We start from the raw sequence: 17496 nt of genomic DNA on the forward strand, positions 1-17496 counted from the left end.
ACTTTTCAGAATGAAGACAGCCATGACCTACCCCCTTCAGCGCCGCGTTTTCTGCGGCTTCGCGCTCGCCACCCTGGCGCCGGTTCATGCGCAGGTCGCCGGACTCGGCGACGCCATCAACAAGGCCGGTCGCCAGCGCATGTTGTCGCAGCGCATGGCCAAGGCCTGGTTCGGCCTGGGCCTGGGCATACAGGCCGAGTCAGCCCGCCGCGTGCTGGACCAGTCCATGGCCATGTTCGACCGGCAACAGGTCGAGCTCAAGACCTTTGCGCCGGCCGGAGAAACCCGCGACACCTATGTGCAACTGGAGTCCGCCTGGTCGGACTACAAAGGGCTGCTGGTCGGTGCGGCGCCGTCCCAGGACAAGGCCAAGTCGGTGCTGGACCAGGCCGGCAAAGTGCTGGCGCTGGCGCACAAGGGCACCGGCTTGTTCGAGCAGCAGGCGGGCAAGCCGGGCGCGAAGCTGGTCAACGTCGCCGGCCGCCAACGCATGTTGTCGCAACGCATGGCGCAGTTTTACCTGGCCAGCCACTGGAACGTGGACAGCGTCGCCAGCCAGAAGGAAATCGGCAAGGCGCGTGAGGAGTTTGTGCCGGCGCTGGAACTCCTGCGCAACGCCCCCGAGGCCACGACAGAGATCAAACAGGAACTGGCCCTGGCCGACAACCAGTGGCTTTTTTTTGACAACGCCCTCAAGGCCAGGGTGAGCAGCCTCAAAGCGGCGTCCGATGTTTTTGTGAGCAGCGAAAACCTGCTCCAGGTCATGGACCGGGTCACCGGCCTGTATGCGCGCGTTCTCGGATAAACACAGGAACAAAATCATGAGTGAATGGAAAAAAATCTGCCTGGTCACCGACATCCCGGTGCTCGGTTCGCGACGGGTGGCGCGTGCACACGGCATCGACGTGGCCGTGTTCCGCAACGACGAAGACGGCGTGTTTGCCCTGCTGGACCGCTGTCCGCACAAGGGCGGCCCGTTAAGCCAGGGCATTGTGTTCGGTACCAGTGTGGCCTGCCCGCTGCACAACTGGACCATCGACCTGGAGGGCGGCTGCGCCAGGGCGCCGGACCAGGGTTGCACGCCCAAATTCAGCGTTCGGGTAGAGGACGGCGCCGTGCATCTGGATAGCACCGAACTGGCAACCCTGGCCACCGAACTGACGCGACCCGTGGCCGGGCCAGCCCGCAAAGAACTGGCCAGCACATGAAGCTTGACGTGGTCGCCAACGAAACCCGCTCCACCTGTCCCTACTGCGGTGTGGGCTGTGGTGTGATCATCGAATCGCAGGGCGATACGATCACGGGTGTGCGTGGCGACCCGGACCATCCGGCCAATTTCGGCCGGCTCTGCACCAAGGGCTCCACGCTGGCGCTGACCGCCTCTGCGGCCGTGACCCGGCAGACACGGCTGCTGTACCCCATGCGCCGCGAACACCGGCATCAAGCACCCCAACGCGTGTCCTGGGACAAGGCGCTGGCTTTCGCCTCCGGGCGCTTTGCGGAAATCATCCGTGAACACGGGCCGGATGCCATAGGGTTTTATGTCTCGGGCCAATTGCTGACCGAAGACTATTACGTCTTCAACAAACTCGCCAAAGGTTTGATAGGCACCAACAACATCGACACCAACTCGCGTCTGTGCATGAGCAGCGCGGTCGCGGGTTATAAACAAACCCTGGGCGCCGACGCGCCGCCCACCTGTTATGACGACGTGAATCACGCACAGTGCATTTTTATCGTCGGCAGCAACACGGCTTACGCGCACCCGATCTTGTTTCGGCGCATCGAGGATGCCAAAGCGGCCAACCCGGCGCTCAAGATCATATTTTGCGATCCACGCCGCACCGATACGGCCGGCATCGCCGATTTGTATTTGCCCATCCAGCCCGGCACCGATGTCGCACTGTTCAACGGCCTGTTGCACATCATGTTGTGGGAGGGCTGGACGCAGCCTGCTTACATCGCCGCACACACCAACGGTTTTGAAGCCCTCAAAACCACGGTGCGCGACTACACCCCCGACCTGGTGGCGCAAACCTGCGGCATCACGAAGGAAGACCTGTTCGCGGCAGCCAAGCTGTTCGCCACCTCGGCCGCGACGCTGAGCCTGTATTGCCAGGGCTTGAACCAGTCCAGCAGCGGCACGGCCAAAAATGCCGCGCTGATCAACCTGCACCTGGCCACCGCCCAGATCGGCAAGCCGGGTGCCGGGCCTTTTTCACTGACCGGCCAGCCCAATGCCATGGGTGGCCGTGAAGTCGGCGGCTTGGCCAACCTGTTGAGTGCACACCGCGACCTGGCGAACCCGCAACACCGCGCTGAAGTCGCCGCGTTATGGGGCGTCTCCTCGGTGCCGGAGAAACCCGGCAAGACGGCCGTCGAGATGTTCCAGGCGGCGGCCGACGGCGACATCAAGGCCTTGTGGATAGCCTGCACCAACCCGGCCCAGTCCATGCCCGACCAGGCCACCGTGCGTCGGGCACTGGAACGCGCCGAACTGGTGATCGTGCAGGAAGCTTTTGCCACGCCGTCCACCTGCGACTACGCCGACCTCTTGCTGCCGGCCACCACCTGGGGCGAAAAAACCGGCACCGTGACCAACAGCGAACGCCGCGTCAGCCGCGTGCGGCCGGCCGTGGCCGCGCCCGGAGAAACGAGGCACGACTGGGCCATCGCCGTGGCTTTTGCACAGCGCCTGGAAAAACTTCTGCCCGCCCCTGCGCCGCAAGGCCTGTTCGCCTACGACAGTCCTGAAAAAATATGGAACGAACACCGCGAATCCACGCGTGGCCGCGACCTGGACATCACCGGCATGAGTTACGCAATGCTGGAAGACGCGCCGCAGCAGTGGCCGCTGCGTGAAGGTGAAAGCACGGGCCAGGTCCGCTTGTACGAAGACGGTGTTTTCCCGACCGAGGACGGCAAGGCAAAATTCGTCAACACGGTTTACAAACCCGTCGCCGAACCACGCGAATCGCGCTACCCCTTCTCATTGACCACCGGTCGCCTGCGCGACCAGTGGCACGGCATGAGCCGCACCGGCACCCTGGGCCGGCTCTTCGGCCATGTCGCCGAGCCATCCATCCAGATGAATGCGCAGGACATGGCGCGGCGCCTGCTGAAAGATGGCGACCTGGTGCATGTCACGTCCAAACGCGGCTCCATCGTTGTGCCCTTGCAGGCCTCGCCCGAACTGGCGGTGAGCCAGGCCTTCATGGCCATGCATTGGGGCGACGACTACCTGAGCGGCCTGTCCAGCACCGGTGAACGCCTGGCCGGGGTCAACGCCCTCACCACCTCGGCGTATTGCCCGAGTTCCAAACAGCCCGAACTCAAACACGCGGCGGTCAAAATCCTCAAGGCTGAATTGCCCTGGTCGCTGCTGGCCATGGCCTGGCTGCCCGATGAACAGGTCTTGACCGCGCGTGAACAACTCAAGCCGCTGATGGCGGCCTTTGCTTTCAGCAGTTGTGTGCCTTTCTCCAACGAAGTGCCGTTGAGCGAGCCGGGCCGCCAGCGCACCGGTGTCTTGTTTCGTGCGGCCGGTTTTGAAGCTCCGCCGGACGGGATGCTGGAAAAAATTGAAACCATTCTCGGCTTGGGCGGCGCGGATGTCTTGCGTTATGCCGACAAAAAGAAAGGCCAGCGCCGCACCGCGCGGCTGATACGCGACGGCGATCAGGCCAGGCTGGCCGGCTTTGTGCTGGCCGGCGATGTCAGTGCCCAGGCCTGGATCAAAACCCTGCTGCAGGACGAGTTGCCGGCGCAAACTTACGGCCGCCTGCTTTTACTGTCAGGCGCCAAGGCGCCGGTCGCCCTGCCTTCACGCGGCAAACCGGTGTGCACCTGCTTCAGCGTGAGTGATGAGCAGATCAATACTTGCCTGAGCGACATGGACCAAGCCCTGGGTGGCGCTGCCTTTCTGGCCAGCGCCGATGAACGCCTGCTGGGGCTGCAAGAGCAACTGAAATGCGGCACCAACTGCGGCTCCTGTGTGCCCGAAATCAAACGTTTGATCCGGAGCCACGCAGTGGTCAAACGCACGGTGATTCCGATCAAGGTGTTGGCTTGAGAGCCTGCTCACAGCCTACACGGGGTCGCGCAAGTACCTTTCCGGGAGGGGATGCAAGGCGCGGTACGCCGCCAATAGCCCGGCTATTGGCAAGTAGCGCAACGCCGCAGACTGCCCGAAAAGGCACTTGCCCTACGGGTTGGGGTGAAATCGGGCGATTGAGCCACCCAAGCCCTTGCATGGGCATCAGCCCATGCGGCGTGCCCGGGCGACCCACTCATCCCGATTGCACCCCAACGCGACCCCGTGTAGGCCGTGAGCAGGCTCTAAGCTCATAAGAAAAAGTTATCTGCCTTAGCGGACAATTGATCAATGTCCATCGCTCACTACATCAAAGTCATAGGCCGCGGCAAAGACGGCGCACGGCCGCTGTCGCGTGAACAGGCTTGCGACCTATTTGGCCAGGTGCTGGACGGCACGGTGACCGATCTGGAGATAGGCGGCTTTTGCCTGGCCATGCGTATCAAGGGCGAAACGCCCGAAGAGATGGCGGGTTTCCTCGATGCCACCTACCAGCGCATGCAGCGTTTCCCCGCCACGGACCAACCCACGGTGGTGCTGCCCAGCTACAACGGCGCGCGCAAGCTGCCGGTGCTCACACCCTTGCTGGCACTGTTGCTGGCACGTGAAGGCCTGCCGGTGCTGGTGCATGGCACGGCTACGGAGTCCAGCCGGATTTTTGCATCAAAAGTGCTCTCAGCCCTGGATATACATGCGCTGACAGCTATCAGAACCATAGCATCTGGCGAGGTGGTTTTTGCCGCCACCGAGCTGCTGTGTCCGGGGCTCAAACGCCTGCTGGATGTGCGGCGCGCCGTCGGCCTGCGCAACCCCGCGCACAGCCTGGTCAAGCTCATGAACCCCTGCCTGGGCAAAGCGCTGGTGGTCAGCAGCTATACCCACCCTGAATACGCCATCTCCATGGGCCAGACCTTTGAGCTGATCCAGGCCAATGCCTTGCTGCTGCGCGGCACCGAAGGCGAGGTGGTGGCCGACGCGCGCCGCACGCCGCAGATGGAGGCTTTTATCGCCGGCCAGCGCCGCTTGCTGCAGGCCGCGCAGCCCGGCACTCTGGCTAGCGTGCCGGATCTGCCCAAGGACATTGACAGCGAAAGCACCGCCGCGTATATCCGCGCGGTGTTGTCGGGCCAACATGCGGTGCCGGCCTCGATTGCCAGCCAGGTGGAACATATCTTGCAACTGGCTTCACACCTATGACAAGCAACACCCACCACCTCCATCCCACCGGACTCTGCACCCTGGTCGGCGCAGGCCCGGGCGACCCGGAACTGCTGACGCTCAAGGCGCTCAAGGCCATCCAGGCGGCCACCGTGTTGCTGGTCGATGACCTGGTCAGCGACGAGATCGTGGCCTTCGCCAAGCCAGGCGCACGCATCGTGCATGTCGGCAAACGTGGCGGCTGCAAGTCCACGCCGCAGGAATTTATTGAAAAACTGATGATCATGGCCGTGCGCGAAGGCGAAAACGTGGTGCGCCTCAAAGGCGGCGACCCTTTCATCTTCGGGCGCGGCGGCGAGGAGGTCGAACACCTGCAAGCTGCCGGTATCAAAGTGACCGTCATCAACGGCATCACCGCCGGCCTGGCCGCCGTGACCTCGCTGGGTGTGCCCTTGACACACCGCCAGCATGCACACGGCGTGGTGTTTATCACCGGCCACGCCAAACCCGGCGATAGCGGCACCGACTGGCGCGCCCTGGCCGACACCGCGCACAAAGCCAAACTCACCCTGGTGATTTACATGGGCGTGAGCGGGTCGCGGCATATCCAGGACGAATTGTTGACCGCCTTGCCCGCCACGACGCCGGTGGCCGTGATCCAGAGCGCCAGTTTGCCCACGCAGCGCCACATCGTCTGCACACTCGCGGAACTGCGGGCCAGCGTCGAGCATGAACACCTGGCGAGCCCCAGTGTGATTGTGGTCGGCGACGTGTTGCAGGGTCTGCTCGCCTTGCAACAAACACCCCAGGCCGTGCAGGCCGCCTGAGGTCGATGTCGGCCATCACTGGCCCGCTTATTGCACATCACTCTCCAGGAAAAACTCCTGGAGAAGGCCTCATGACCGCAGCAACCGCCACCGAATCGATGTCCATCGTCAACCTGGCCGCACGCCAGCGCATGTTGTCCCAGCGCATGATTTTGCAGACGGTGCTGGCCGCTTCCGGCGCCAGCGGCAAGCTGCAGGCGGCGCAAAAATCATTTCAGTTGTTTTGCGAGAGCCAGCAAGTGCTGCTGGATCCGGCCTCCGTGGATGAAGCCAGCGCCCGCCTGATACGCGACACCTACGACGGTCCGCGCGGGGTGGGAAGCATCATCGAACAGTTCATGCGGCAAATGCGCACCACCCTGCAATACATCGAAACCGGCGCGGCCAGTCTGGCACAAGGTGCGCTGGACACCCTGGTCGCCAGCACCGACACGGTGCTGGAAGCCCTGAACACCGCCACCACCACCTTTGACCGGATCACCAAAGGCAAGGCCGAGTTGTTGATGAAAGAACTCACAGGCATCGTGTCCGACATCCAGACCGTGGCCCGCGAAGCCAAGATGGTGAGTTTCAATGCCCAGATCATGGCAGCGCGCGCCGGCGAACACGGACGCGAGTTTTCAGTCGTTGCCAATGTGTTGTCCGGCATCACCGGCGAAATAGACGGCCTGTCCCGCAAGGCCATGGACCTGGCGGTGCGCAACCAACCAAGCGCCTGAACGGCCGTCCCGCCGCCGCGCGGCAGCACCTACACTGCTGTCCATGCAAAATTTCGACGTGGTGATGGTGGGTGCCGGCGCAGCCGGCTTGTTCTGTGCGGGTGTGGCCGGGCAACGGGGGCTGAAGGTGTTATTGCTGGATCACAGCGAAAAAATCGCCGAAAAAATCCGTATCTCAGGCGGCGGCCGCTGCAATTTCACCAACCGTGACGCCACGCCGGCGCAATTCCTCAGCGAGAACCCGCATTTTTGCCGCTCGGCGCTGTCGCGTTACACGCCGCAGGATTTCATCGCCCTGCTGCAGCGTTACAACATCGCTTTCCACGAAAAACACAAAGGTCAGCTGTTTTGTGACCGCTCGGCCGAAGACGTGATCAACATGCTGGTGGCCGAATGTGACCTGGGCGGTGTCACACGCTGGCAGCCCTGCAGCGTCAAGGACGTGGCGGTGGAGGCGGACGGCAGCTATCACCTGCAAACCGACCGCGGCCCGGTCAGCGCCGGCCAGGTGGTCATCGCCACCGGCGGCCTGTCGATTCCCAAGATAGGCGCGACCGACTTTGGCTATCGGCTGGCCCAGCAGTTTGGCCTGCGCCTGGTGCCGGTGCGCCCCGGCCTGGTGCCTATGACCTTTGACGGTGAAGGCTGGGCGCCTTATGCCGGGCTGAGCGGCCTGGCCTTGCCGGTGCTGATCGAAGCCGGGACACTGGACGCCACGCCCAAACAACGCAAAAAAGCCACAGTTTTCGCCGAAGACCTGTTGTTTACCCACCGCGGTCTCAGCGGTCCGGCGGTGTTGCAGATCTCCAGCTTCTGGCGCGAAGGCCAGGCCATCCGTATCAACCTGGCCCCCGGCACCGACCTCGCCGGCCAGTTGCTGCGCGCCAAAGCGGTCTCGCGCAAACTCATCGCCAATGAACTCGCCACCCTGGTGCCCAGCCGGCTGGCTGACGCCTGGGTCAGCCGCGACGCCGCCTGGCAAAAACCCGTGGGTGACGCCACCGACAAGGCCCTGGAAACACTGGCCGCCCAACTCGCGGATTGGCAACTGGTGCCCACCGGCACCGAAGGTTACAAAAAAGCCGAGGTGACACTGGGCGGTGTGGACACGCGCGACCTCTCCTCGCAAACGATGGAATCGAAGCAGCCCGGCCTGTTTTTCATTGGCGAAGTGGTCGACGTGACCGGTTGGCTGGGAGGTTACAATTTCCAGTGGGCCTGGGCTTCGGCTTATGCCTGCGCACAGGCGCTGGTCGCCAGGCAAACTGCCTTGGCCGACCATTGAGCGTGCCGCCCATCCAGTTGTCACAAAGTGACGCTAAATTCCCGCTATAATCTTAGGCTTTGCTAGCAAACCCGCGCCTGGCCTGATCCTGATCAGATCAATTAAGGCGCACCTTTTGGATCAATTCATCAATGACGACCATTCGCGTAAAAGATAACGAGCCCTTTGACGTCGCCCTGCGCCGCTTCAAACGCACCATCGAAAAACTCGGCCTGCTGACCGACCTGCGCGCCCGCGAGTTTTACGAAAAACCAACGGCCGAGCGTAAACGCAAGAAGGCAGCCGCCGTCAAGCGTAACTACAAACGCATCCGCGCCATGCAGTTGCCCAAGAAACTGTTCTAAACCAGCAGTTCCGGTATTGCCTCACGGCAACTCCAAGCCCGCACGAGGACGCTCTGCGGGCTTTTGTGTTTTTGATGCCTATTCAACCCGTTTCCTGGAGATCGCCATGTCACTCAAAGACCAAATCACCGAAGACATGAAAACCGCCATGCGCGCCAAGGACAGCGAGCGCCTGGGCACCATCCGACTGCTGCTGGCCGCCGTCAAGCAAAAAGAAGTGGATGAACGTGTGGTGCTCGACGATGCCGCCGTGGTCGCCATCGTCGACAAGCTGATCAAGCAGCGCAAGGACTCGATCGAAGCCTTCCAGAAGGCCGCACGCACCGACCTGGCAGACAAGGAAGCGGCCGAACTGACCGTGCTGCAGGCCTACCTGCCGGCGCGCCTGAGCGCCGAAGAGGTCTTGGCCGAAGTCAAGGCCATCGTGGCCGAACTGGGCGCTTCGGGCCCCGGCGACATGGGCAAGGTCATGGGCGCAGTGAAAGCCAAGCTGGCCGGCAAGGCCGACATGGGCCAGGTATCGGCAGCAGTCAAGGCCGCGCTGGCTCCCTGAGGCTTCATTCGCTACAAAATCAGTAGCTGCTTGCGCCCGTGCCAATTGGGCTGGAGCCCGAAATCATTGCTGATTTCGGGCTTTTTCACGAGCATCGCCTGAAAATCAGGAGCCGGCTATTTTCATGCGGTTGATCAAAATCGACCCCACACTTTTCGCGCCATAGTTGTACATGTCCGCGCCCACCGCCTGGATGCCCATCAGCATGTCTTTCAGGTTGCCGGCAATCGTGATTTCCTCCACAGGGAAAGCGATCTGGCCTTTTTCTACCCAGAAACCGGAGGCACCGCGCGAATAATCGCCGGTCACGTAGTTCACGCCCTGCCCCATCAGCTCGGTCACAAACAGGCCGGTGCCCAGTTTCTTCAGCATGGCGTCCAGGTCGTCGCCAGCAGCGGTTTTGCGGCTGGTCAGCACCAGGTTGTGCGAACCGCCAGCATTGCCCGTGGTGCGCATGCCCAGCTTGCGCGCCGAGTAAGTGCTCAAGAAGTAGCCGAGCACGATGCCGGCCTCAACCACCTGTCGCGCACGGGTTTTCACACCTTCTTCATCAAACGGGGCGCTGCCCTTGCCTTTGAGCACAAACGGGTCTTCGCTGATGTCGATGTGGTCGGGAAACGCCGGCTTGCCCAGGCTGTCCAACAAGAAGGTGCTTTTGCGGTACAAGGCACCACCGCTGATGGCCTGCACAAAACCGCCCAGCAAGCCAGCGGCCAGCGGCGACTCGAACAAGACCGGGCATTGCGTGGTCTTGATCTTGCGGCTTTTCAGGCGCGACAAAGCACGTTCAGCAGCGTAACGGCCCACGGCCTCCGGGCTGGCGAGATCACCGGCGTCCCGCATGGAGCTGTACCAGGCGTCACGCTGCATCTGGCTGCCCTTGCCGGCAATCGCCGCGGCCGAAATGCTGTGGCGCGAGCTGGCGTAACCGCCGCGAAAGCCCTTGCTGTGGGCGCTGAAGAAATGGCTTTGCTGGGCCGACACACCCGCGCCTTCGCTGTTGGTGATGAGTTTGCTGGTCGCAAAAGCCGCGGCTTCACATTCCAGCGCCAGTTTGGCCGCGCCTTCGGAGTCGATGGCCCAGGGGTGGAACAAATCCAGCTCGCGGTGGGTTCTGGCAATGTCGCGGTCCGCCGGCAGGCCGGAGGTTTTGTCTTCGGCCGTGAAACGAGCAATGTCGTAAGCCGCCTGCACGGTCTGCTCGATCGCCGCCTTGGAGAAATCGCTGGTGGACGCATTGCCGCGTTTTTGCCCGACGTAGACCGTGATGCCCAACGACTTGTCGCGGTTACGCTCGACGTTTTCCAGCTCACCCTTGCGCACGCTGACACTCAGACCGCAGCCTTCGGAGGCTTCCGCAGCGGCATCGGTGGCGCCGATTTTCTTGGCGTGCGCCAGCGCGCTGTCCACCAATTCTTCGAAAAAATCACGGTGGTAGCTGAAACCTGACTCAGGTTGAGCCAATTGTTTCGGACGGGAGGATGTCTTGGAGGTCTTTAGGGTCATATGGGTAGCTATGATACTGACTGCTATGAACAACAAGACTCCCAAGCCTATTAAGGGCTACTGGTCCAACGGCCGATTCGTCAAACCCGAAGAAATTGCTTTGGAAGAAGTCGGCCCGCCCAGCAAGACCCAACTCAAGGCCGAGGCCGATGAAAAACAGGCGCTCGGCGAAGCGCTGCTGACCCTGCGTGCCGACCTGATGGCCAGGCTAGACCTGCCCGAAAAACTGCTGGACGCCTTGAAAGAGGCCAAACGTATCAGCAATTTCGAGGGCAGACGCCGCCAGATGCAATTTATCGGCAAGCTGATGCGTCCGCTCGACCCCGAACCGATCCGTGCGGCCATCGACGAACAGGCCAATGGCTCGGCCGACCTGACGCTGATCCTGCACCTGGCCGAACAATGGCGTGACAAACTCATCGCCGACGACGAGGCCCTGGGCACCTGGCTGACCGAACACCCGGACACCGACTCGCAACAATTGCGCGCCCTGATCCGCCAGGCCCGCAAGGACGCCAAGCCCGAAAAACCCGGCGAAGCGCCACGCCACGGCAAGTCCTACCGCGAAATTTTCCAGTTGGTGCGGCAAGCGCTGATGCCAGCGACGCCATGAGCGAGCAACACGACGCGGTCAAGATCGGCATTGTCTCGGTCAGCGACCGCGCCTCCAGCGGTATCTACGAAGACAAGGGCCTGCCCGCGCTGAAAGAGTGGCTGGGCCGCGCCCTGCGCAACCCCATCACCTTCGAAGAACGCCTGATCCCCGACGAGCAGGCGCGTATCAGCGCCACCTTGATCGAGCTGGTCGAGGCCGGCTGCTCACTGGTGTTGACCACAGGCGGCACCGGCCCGGCCTTGCGCGACGTGACGCCGGAAGCCACGCTGGCGGTGGCACACAAGGAAATGCCAGGTTTTGGCGAACAAATGCGGCAAATCAGCCTGAAGTTTGTGCCGACGGCGATTTTGTCGCGCCAATGCGCGGTGATTCGCGGCCAAAGCCTGATCCTGAACCTGCCCGGTCAGCCCAAGTCCATCGCCGAAACGCTGGAAGGCCTGAAAAACCCCGACGGCTCCCAAGCCGTCGCCGGCATTTTTGCCGCCGTGCCGTATTGCATCGACCTGATAGGCGGGCCTTATCTGGAAACCGACGACGCCGTGTGCAAGGCGTTTCGGCCGAAATCGGCAATTCGGGCACCACAGGCCTGATTTTCAGGCATCAAATTTGGGTCTAGCCCTTAGTTCTTGGGCGCAGACAGCTATTTATTTAATAGCATCACGCTGCGCCTGCGGTCTGCTTTTGGACAGTAGGCCGGACTCCCCACTCCCACCCCTAACCCCTCCCTCGCCCCGCTGGGCGATGGAGGGGGATTTCATTTGGCCGCGTGTGCTGCAAGCGCGTGCATGAATGACCGCCGTTTGTGCGTCGACATGACGCGCTCGCGCGTCATGTCTCCCCGAATTGGTATTTGCGTTCCCCCACCCCTTCTGGCTGCGCCGAGGAGCGGAGGTTCAGTCGGATCAGGGCGAGCGATTGTCTGAGCCGAAGGCGAGTTCGAGCTCGACCCCGACTGAACCGAGCACCGCAGGTTACCCGTAGCGAAAGCGAAGGGTCGCAGACAGTGGGGTCGCCTTTTCTTTGCTTACTTTCTTTTGGCGAAGCAAAAGAAAGTGAGGCGGCCGCCGGGGCGAGACCCGGCTTGCTGGCGAGCTACAGGCCGCCGAATCAAAGAGGACGTCAACCGCCCTACTTCCCCATCAACTGATTAAGCTTCTCAGCCTCAAACGTCTCCTGCCGAGCCGCATCATCCGGCACACAGTCCCGGTGCGCTCTGCCGCTGTCCGACAACTTCTCGATCGCCTGCCAGAGCAGGGCGATCTGGTGCTCCTGCGAGGAGGCGTTGTCGATCAGGCCCTTCATGGCCTGGGACACCGGGTCGTCGTCCAGCGTGATGCCATAGGCCGAGAACTTGTTCTGCGCGGTCGTGACATCGGCGCTTTCACCGGTTTTGGACGGGATGATGCGTGCCGGGATACCCACCGCCGTGGCGCCGGCGGGCACCGGCTTGATGACCACGGCATTACTGCCGATCTTGGCATCGTCGCCCACCAAAAAGCCGCCCAGCACCTTGGCGCCGGCGCTGACCACCACGTTTTTGCCCAGGGTCGGATGGCGTTTGGTGCCCTTGTAAAGCGAGGTGCCACCCAAGGTCACGCCCTGGTAAATCGTGCAGCCGTCGCCGATTTCGGCGGTTTCACCAACCACCACCCCCATGGCGTGGTCGAAAAACACGCGCTCGCCGATGACCGCGCCGGGATGGATTTCAATGCCCGTGAGCCAGCGTGCGATCTGCGAGATAAAACGTCCCAGCCATTTGAACCCATGGGTCCAGCAGGCGTGCGCCAGCCGGTGCAGCAAGATGGCGTGCAGGCCGGGGTAACAGGTCAGCACCTCCCAGCCACTGCGGGCGGCGGGGTCACGGTCGAGGATGCACTGGATGTCGGAGCGGAGTCGAGAAAACATGCTGCGAGTTTATGGCTTGGCGGGCGTGTCCGCTGGCGCCGTGGTTTTGGCAGCCGCCTGCGACATGGCCTTGGCAATGCCGCGCAGGATGTGAATCTCCTCGGGACTCAGTTGCGCCCGATTGAACAACTGGTTCAGGCGCGGCATCAATTTTTTCGGCGAAGCCGGGTCCAGAAAACCGATCTCGGCCAGGGCCTGCTCCCAGTGGCCCAGCATGCCGGCCACCGCAGCCGCGTCGGCCAGCACGGGCTCGGTGGTGGCGGCCTGTACCGCAAAACCACCCAGCGCCTCGCGCCAGTCATAGGCGATCAGTTGCACCGCCGCCGCCAGGTTGAGCGAGCCGAACTTCGGATCGGTCGGAATACTCAGCGCCACATGGCAGCGGTAAACATCCTCGTTTTGCATGCCGAAGCGCTCGGAGCCGAACAAAAAGGCCACGCCTTCGGGTTTTGAAGCCAAATCGGCCTCCAGCCCAGGCGTGGTGGGCGCAAGCAGCTCGTTTTTTGATAGCAAATTGGCGAAATGCACACGTGGCGCCAGCGTGGGCGGGCCAAAGTCGCGCGGCGTCATGGCGGTGGCGCACAAATGGGTCATGCCATCCAGCGCCTCGTCCAGCGTGGCCACGATGCGGGCATTTTTCAGCACGTCCAGCGCGCCGCTGGCGCGTTGTATGGTTTCTTCGCGGTTCAGCACATTGGCCCAGCGCGGCGCCACCAGCACCAGATCGCCAAAACCCATGACTTTCATGGCGCGCGCGGTGGCGCCGACGTTGCCGGCGTGGCTGGTGTTGATCAGGATAAATCGGGTTTTCATGGATAAGTGCGGAAAAAGCGGGCCAAGCCGGTAAAATGGCGCTATTGTCGCCTGCCCTCCGGTTACCGGAGCGCAGCCCTTACGCTCTTTCTTAGTCCTATATGTCCAGCAATCTCCACCCCATGCTCAACGTGGCCATCAAGGCTGCGCGCGCCGCCGGCGCCATCATCAACCGTGCTGCGCTTGATGTGGAATCGGTCCGCATCTCGGCCAAACAGACCAACGACTTCGTCACCGAGGTCGATCACGCGGCGGAAACCGTGATCATCGAAACCCTGCTCACGGCCTACCCCGGCCACGGCATCCTGGCCGAAGAGTCGGGCAGCGAACACGGCGCGAAAGACTCCGAGTTCGTGTGGATCATCGATCCGCTGGACGGCACCACCAACTTCATCCACGGCTTTCCCTTTTACTGCGTCAGCATTGCGCTGGCCGTCAAGGGCAAAGTCGAGCAGGCGGTGGTTTACGACCCCACCCGCAACGACATTTATTGCGCCACCAAAGGCCGCGGCGCTTACGTGAACGACCGCCGCATCCGTGTGGCCAAACGCACCCGCCTGCAGGAAAGCCTGATCTCCACCGGCTTTCCCTACCGCCCCGGCGACAAACTCAAACCCTATCTCAACATGCTTGGCGAAGTCATGAGCCAGTGCGCCGGCGTGCGTCGCCCGGGCGCGGCCGCGCTGGACCTGGCCTATGTGGCCGCGGGTTTCACCGACGGCTTTTTTGAGACCGGCCTGCAGCCCTGGGACGTGGCGGCCGGCTCGCTGCTGGTCACCGAAGCCGGTGGCCTGATCGGTAATTTCACCGGCGAAAGCGAATTCCTGGAGCAAGGCGAATGTGTGGCCGGCAACCCGCGCATTTACGGCCAACTAGTGACCACCCTCGCCAAATACAGCAAGTTTGCCGGCGCCGGCGACAAGGCCAAGGTGCGCCACGCCACGCTGGATTCGACCTTTGGCGAGACCGATGCGGACGTCCCTGCTGCTGATGCCCCGGCGCCCAAACCCAGGCTACAAGCCAAACGTATCCGGGCCGGCAACACGCCGTCGCCCGTCGTGAGCGACGACCAAGCGCCAGACGCGCCGGTTTAAGCCCTTTAAGCCCTTTAAACCCGGGGGCCAGCGCTCCCCGCGGCTGAGCGCCGATTCATTCGGTACAGTGTGGTTGATGTGTAGCCCCGCCAAACGCTTGAAATGACCACCACGCCCCAGCTGCTTACCCGGATACATGGCTGGGCACAAGGCAGGTGGCAAAACGCCTTGCGTGTCGTCCTCAGCCAGTATGTGACCAACGGCCTGAGCGTCGCGGTCGGCCTGGTGCTGATCATGCTGGCCATCTTCGAGGCCGCCGGCCTGGCGGCTGCCGCCACCGCCGCGGTCGGTGTGCTGATCACCAGCCTGCCGGACGTGCCGTCCCCGCGCAAACGCAAAATCATGCAGATGTTGCCCGCCCCCTTGCTGGGCGCGCCGCTGTTTGCGCTGGTGCAACTGGTGCGCCAGGACGTGGTGTTGCTGGGTGTGGTGCTGGTGGCCGGCACCTTCCTGGCGGTGATGATGATGGCCTGGGGCAAACGCGGCGGACCGATCTGCTTTTCCTTGCTGTTTTCGCTGCTGTTTTCCATGGCCGCGCCGCCCGCCGGCACGCTGGAACACATCGCGCAACATGCCGGCTGGTTCCTGGCCGGATCGGTGCTGTATTTGCTCTGGGCCGTGCTCACCACCCATCTGCTGAACCAGCGTTTTCGCACCCAGTTGCTGGCCGAATGCCTGAGCAGTTTTGCGCACATCCTGCGCACCCAGGCCCAGCGTTTTGCCGCGCAACCCGATCACCAGGCGCTGCTGGCCAGCATGTTGCAGCAACAAGCCACGTTCGCCGACCACCTGCAGAACACGCGTGACGTGGTGCTGGAGTCGCCCACCACGCCAGCGCGTCAGCGCCTGGCGGCCATGTTGCTGAGCCTGCTTGAAGCCCGCGACCACCAGCTGGCCTGCGACCTGGACCTGGACTTTTTGCTGGAACAAGGCGCCGGCGTCACCACCCTGCCGGCGTTGCAACACACGTTGGAGGCCACGGCCGACCGCCTGGACGCGCTGGGCATGTCACTGCTGCTGGGCCGAACCGGTCAGGCGATTGCGCCCATTGCCGACCTGCGCCTGCCGCTGGCCGGCCTGTTGCCGCCACGCACCGCTGTGGTGAACAATCTGGCGCCCGAAGCCCTGAAACTAGAAGCGCCCGACAGCGTGGCCTTGCTGCACAACATGGCTGATCGCATCGGCCACATCAACGACGAAGCCGTCAAAATGGCGGCCCTGGCACGCGGCGAGCTGGCGCCCGAACTGGCGGCGGTGCGCACGCAGTGGCAGCTGTTTGTCAGCACCACCACCTGGTCGTGGAAACCGCTGCTGGGGCAACTGGCCTGGCGCGCCCCCATGCTGCGCTACGCCCTGCGCGCCACGCTGGCGGTCGCCGCAGGTTACGTGATCTCCCTGCACCTGCCCTGGGTGGCCCATGACTACTGGATTTTGCTCACCATCGTGGTGGTGATGCGTGGCAACCTGGCGCAAACACTGCAGCGCCGCAATGCCCGCGTGGCCGGCACCCTGCTCGGTTGTGGCCTGGTCATGGCCCTGCTGGCCACCCACCCCGGCGCCCGCACCCTCTTTCTGGTGGTGGCGTTGAGCATGGGCCTGGCGCATGCCTTTGCCCTGCGGCGCTACCTCTACACCTCGATTGCGGCAACGGTGTCCGGCCTGCTGCAGGCCCACCTGTTGCTGGTCGGCGTGCAAGCCACGTTTGCGGTGGGCGAACGCCTGGCCGACACCGTGTTGGGCGCGCTGATCGCCTGGCTCTTCAGTTATGTCTTGCCGGCCTGGGAGCGCAACCAGATCCCGGGGCTGGTACGGCGCAGCGTGCAGGCACAGGTCAAACATGCACAACTGGCGCTGGCCTTGCTGGGCGGGCCGCAAACCTCGGATTTGCGCTGGCGGCTGGCGCGCCGCGAGGCCTACAACAGCCTCTCGGACCTGACCCTGGCAACCCAGCGCACCCTGGCCGAACCGCGCCAGGTGCGCCCGCCGCTCGAACCCCTGGAAGCCCTGCAGGCACGCAGCTACCAGTTGCTGGCACAGCTCACGGCGGTCAAGTCGCTGCTTTTGCTGCACCGACCACAACTGGATCTGGCAGTAGCCACCCCGGCGCTGGCGGCGGCCGCCGAACGTATTGCCGCCGAACTGTCCGACACCGCAACGCCGCCGCAAACCGCCACACATCCGGTGGCCGGTCAGCCCTACCAGCCCCGACCCGACCCGCTGATGGCGGCCGACCTGACACCCTGGCTGCTGCGCCGGCTGGACCTGGCCTGCGCCATGGCCAGGGAACTGCGGCTGGCAGCAGCGCGTGCGCTGGCCTGAACCGGCAACGACACAGTCGCTATCAAAAGCAGAGCTGCTTGCGCCCGCTCCCTCTGGGCTGGAGGCCTGTTTGATACTTAACGCAGGAGAAACCCAGCCTCACACGCACCCAGGCAGGCGAAAAACCACGCCCGGTTGTTGCTGTTTTTTACGTCTTGTTTCGCTACTGGATGACGCGTTCCTGAGGGGTGAGCCTACAGCGCGGCGCGGGTGGGCCAACAATGTCAGTTACCATCAAACCATCCCCCGCAGCGGGCCTTGAGC

At 63.0% G+C, this 17496-nt stretch carries 16 protein-coding genes; 13 read left to right on the forward strand and 3 right to left on the reverse strand.

Annotated elements, in window-relative coordinates; translation table 11 throughout:
• The first annotated feature begins 22 nt into the window (after window positions 1-22).
• The 9 genes from R6254_RS12415 to R6254_RS12455 all read left to right on the forward strand — a co-directional run bounded on the left by R6254_RS12415 (window position 23) and on the right by R6254_RS12455 (window position 8979).
• On the forward strand, window positions 23-805 hold the full coding sequence (locus R6254_RS12415; RefSeq protein ID WP_318407192.1) for a type IV pili methyl-accepting chemotaxis transducer N-terminal domain-containing protein: 783 nt from the start codon (window positions 23-25) through the stop codon (window positions 803-805).
• Between the two features lie 16 nt (window positions 806-821).
• Entirely contained in the window at window positions 822-1208 is a 387-nt protein-coding gene (gene nirD, locus R6254_RS12420; RefSeq protein WP_318407194.1) for a nitrite reductase small subunit NirD, read from the forward strand.
• Window positions 1205-4072 carry a nitrate reductase gene (locus R6254_RS12425; RefSeq protein WP_318407196.1) on the forward strand — a complete coding sequence of 956 codons (2868 nt, stop codon included), beginning with the start codon at window positions 1205-1207 and terminating at the stop codon, window positions 4070-4072. The genes nirD and R6254_RS12425 overlap by 4 nt, the downstream gene beginning before the upstream one ends.
• A gap of 312 nt (window positions 4073-4384) precedes the next feature.
• Window positions 4385-5290: a DNA-binding protein YbiB gene (gene ybiB, locus R6254_RS12430; RefSeq protein WP_318407198.1), complete on the forward strand. Its 906-nt coding sequence runs from the start codon at window positions 4385-4387 to the stop codon at window positions 5288-5290.
• Complete coding sequence (gene cobA, locus R6254_RS12435; RefSeq protein ID WP_318407199.1) at window positions 5287-6078, forward strand: uroporphyrinogen-III C-methyltransferase; 792 nt, start codon at window positions 5287-5289, stop codon at window positions 6076-6078. Before ybiB ends, cobA begins: the two co-directional genes overlap by 4 nt.
• Window positions 6079-6149: 71 nt before the next feature.
• A complete protein-coding gene (locus R6254_RS12440) occupies window positions 6150-6797 on the forward strand; it encodes a methyl-accepting chemotaxis protein (RefSeq protein WP_318407201.1) in 648 nt (215 codons plus the stop codon).
• A 43-nt stretch (window positions 6798-6840) separates the two neighbouring features.
• Window positions 6841-8082 (forward strand): BaiN/RdsA family NAD(P)/FAD-dependent oxidoreductase, encoded by a 1242-nt coding sequence (locus R6254_RS12445; RefSeq protein WP_318407203.1) that lies wholly within the window; start codon window positions 6841-6843, stop codon window positions 8080-8082.
• A gap of 131 nt (window positions 8083-8213) precedes the next feature.
• Window positions 8214-8426, forward strand: coding sequence for a 30S ribosomal protein S21 (gene rpsU / locus R6254_RS12450; RefSeq protein WP_318407205.1), 213 nt, complete (start codon window positions 8214-8216; stop codon window positions 8424-8426).
• 106 nt (window positions 8427-8532) lie between these two features.
• Window positions 8533-8979 carry a GatB/YqeY domain-containing protein gene (locus R6254_RS12455; protein WP_318407206.1) on the forward strand — a complete coding sequence of 149 codons (447 nt, stop codon included), beginning with the start codon at window positions 8533-8535 and terminating at the stop codon, window positions 8977-8979.
• Window positions 8980-9084: 105 nt separating this feature from the next.
• Here R6254_RS12455 and pmbA read toward each other — a convergent pair whose 3' ends face one another.
• Complete coding sequence (pmbA, locus tag R6254_RS12460) at window positions 9085-10485, reverse strand: metalloprotease PmbA (protein WP_318407208.1); 1401 nt, start codon at window positions 10483-10485, stop codon at window positions 9085-9087.
• A 25-nt stretch (window positions 10486-10510) separates the two neighbouring features.
• Between pmbA and yjgA the strand changes: the two genes are divergently transcribed.
• Both yjgA and mog read left to right on the forward strand, forming a co-directional pair.
• The gene (gene yjgA / locus R6254_RS12465; RefSeq protein ID WP_318407210.1) at window positions 10511-11098 is read left to right on the forward strand and encodes a ribosome biogenesis factor YjgA; all 588 of its coding nucleotides are present in this window, start codon (window positions 10511-10513) and stop codon (window positions 11096-11098) included.
• Window positions 11095-11691: a molybdopterin adenylyltransferase gene (gene mog / locus R6254_RS12470; protein WP_318407211.1), complete on the forward strand. Its 597-nt coding sequence runs from the start codon at window positions 11095-11097 to the stop codon at window positions 11689-11691. The genes yjgA and mog overlap by 4 nt, the downstream gene beginning before the upstream one ends.
• 538 nt (window positions 11692-12229) lie before the next feature.
• Here mog and cysE read toward each other — a convergent pair.
• Together cysE and R6254_RS12480 are read right to left on the reverse strand one after the other, a co-directional pair.
• A complete protein-coding gene (gene cysE / locus R6254_RS12475; RefSeq protein ID WP_318407213.1) occupies window positions 12230-13006 on the reverse strand; it encodes a serine O-acetyltransferase in 777 nt (258 codons plus the stop codon).
• A 9-nt stretch (window positions 13007-13015) separates the two neighbouring features.
• Complete coding sequence (locus R6254_RS12480; RefSeq protein WP_318407214.1) at window positions 13016-13819, reverse strand: RNA methyltransferase; 804 nt, start codon at window positions 13817-13819, stop codon at window positions 13016-13018.
• 101 nt (window positions 13820-13920) lie between these two features.
• Here R6254_RS12480 and R6254_RS12485 point away from each other — a divergent pair, with 101 nt between their 5' ends.
• A complete protein-coding gene (locus R6254_RS12485) occupies window positions 13921-14913 on the forward strand; it encodes an inositol monophosphatase family protein (RefSeq protein ID WP_318407216.1) in 993 nt (330 codons plus the stop codon).
• A 168-nt stretch (window positions 14914-15081) separates the two neighbouring features.
• Window positions 15082-17232, forward strand: a complete 2151-nt coding sequence (locus R6254_RS12490; protein WP_412103161.1) for an FUSC family protein — start codon at window positions 15082-15084, stop codon at window positions 17230-17232.
• Window positions 17233-17496: the final 264 nt, after the last annotated feature.

The sequence above is a fragment of the Polaromonas potterensis genome (assembly GCF_033446725.1).
Classification (GTDB): domain Bacteria; phylum Pseudomonadota; class Gammaproteobacteria; order Burkholderiales; family Burkholderiaceae_C; genus Polaromonas.

Excerpts from the sequence above, each read along its gene's own strand:
- R6254_RS12415 (WP_318407192.1), top strand. The coding sequence starts at position 23 with ATGACCTACCCCCTTCAGCGCCGCGTTTTCTGCGGCTTCGCGCTCGCC.
- nirD (WP_318407194.1), top strand. The coding sequence starts at position 822 with ATGAGTGAATGGAAAAAAATCTGCCTGGTCACCGACATCCCGGTGCTC.
- R6254_RS12425 (WP_318407196.1), top strand. The coding sequence starts at position 1,205 with ATGAAGCTTGACGTGGTCGCCAACGAAACCCGCTCCACCTGTCCCTAC.
- ybiB (WP_318407198.1), top strand. The coding sequence starts at position 4,385 with ATGTCCATCGCTCACTACATCAAAGTCATAGGCCGCGGCAAAGACGGC.
- cobA (WP_318407199.1), top strand. The coding sequence starts at position 5,287 with ATGACAAGCAACACCCACCACCTCCATCCCACCGGACTCTGCACCCTG.
- R6254_RS12440 (WP_318407201.1), top strand. The coding sequence starts at position 6,150 with ATGACCGCAGCAACCGCCACCGAATCGATGTCCATCGTCAACCTGGCC.
- R6254_RS12445 (WP_318407203.1), top strand. The coding sequence starts at position 6,841 with ATGCAAAATTTCGACGTGGTGATGGTGGGTGCCGGCGCAGCCGGCTTG.
- rpsU (WP_318407205.1), top strand. The coding sequence starts at position 8,214 with ATGACGACCATTCGCGTAAAAGATAACGAGCCCTTTGACGTCGCCCTG.
- R6254_RS12455 (WP_318407206.1), top strand. The coding sequence starts at position 8,533 with ATGTCACTCAAAGACCAAATCACCGAAGACATGAAAACCGCCATGCGC.
- pmbA (WP_318407208.1), bottom strand. The coding sequence starts at position 10,485 with ATGACCCTAAAGACCTCCAAGACATCCTCCCGTCCGAAACAATTGGCT.
- yjgA (WP_318407210.1), top strand. The coding sequence starts at position 10,511 with ATGAACAACAAGACTCCCAAGCCTATTAAGGGCTACTGGTCCAACGGC.
- mog (WP_318407211.1), top strand. The coding sequence starts at position 11,095 with ATGAGCGAGCAACACGACGCGGTCAAGATCGGCATTGTCTCGGTCAGC.
- cysE (WP_318407213.1), bottom strand. The coding sequence starts at position 13,006 with ATGTTTTCTCGACTCCGCTCCGACATCCAGTGCATCCTCGACCGTGAC.
- R6254_RS12480 (WP_318407214.1), bottom strand. The coding sequence starts at position 13,819 with ATGAAAACCCGATTTATCCTGATCAACACCAGCCACGCCGGCAACGTC.
- R6254_RS12485 (WP_318407216.1), top strand. The coding sequence starts at position 13,921 with ATGTCCAGCAATCTCCACCCCATGCTCAACGTGGCCATCAAGGCTGCG.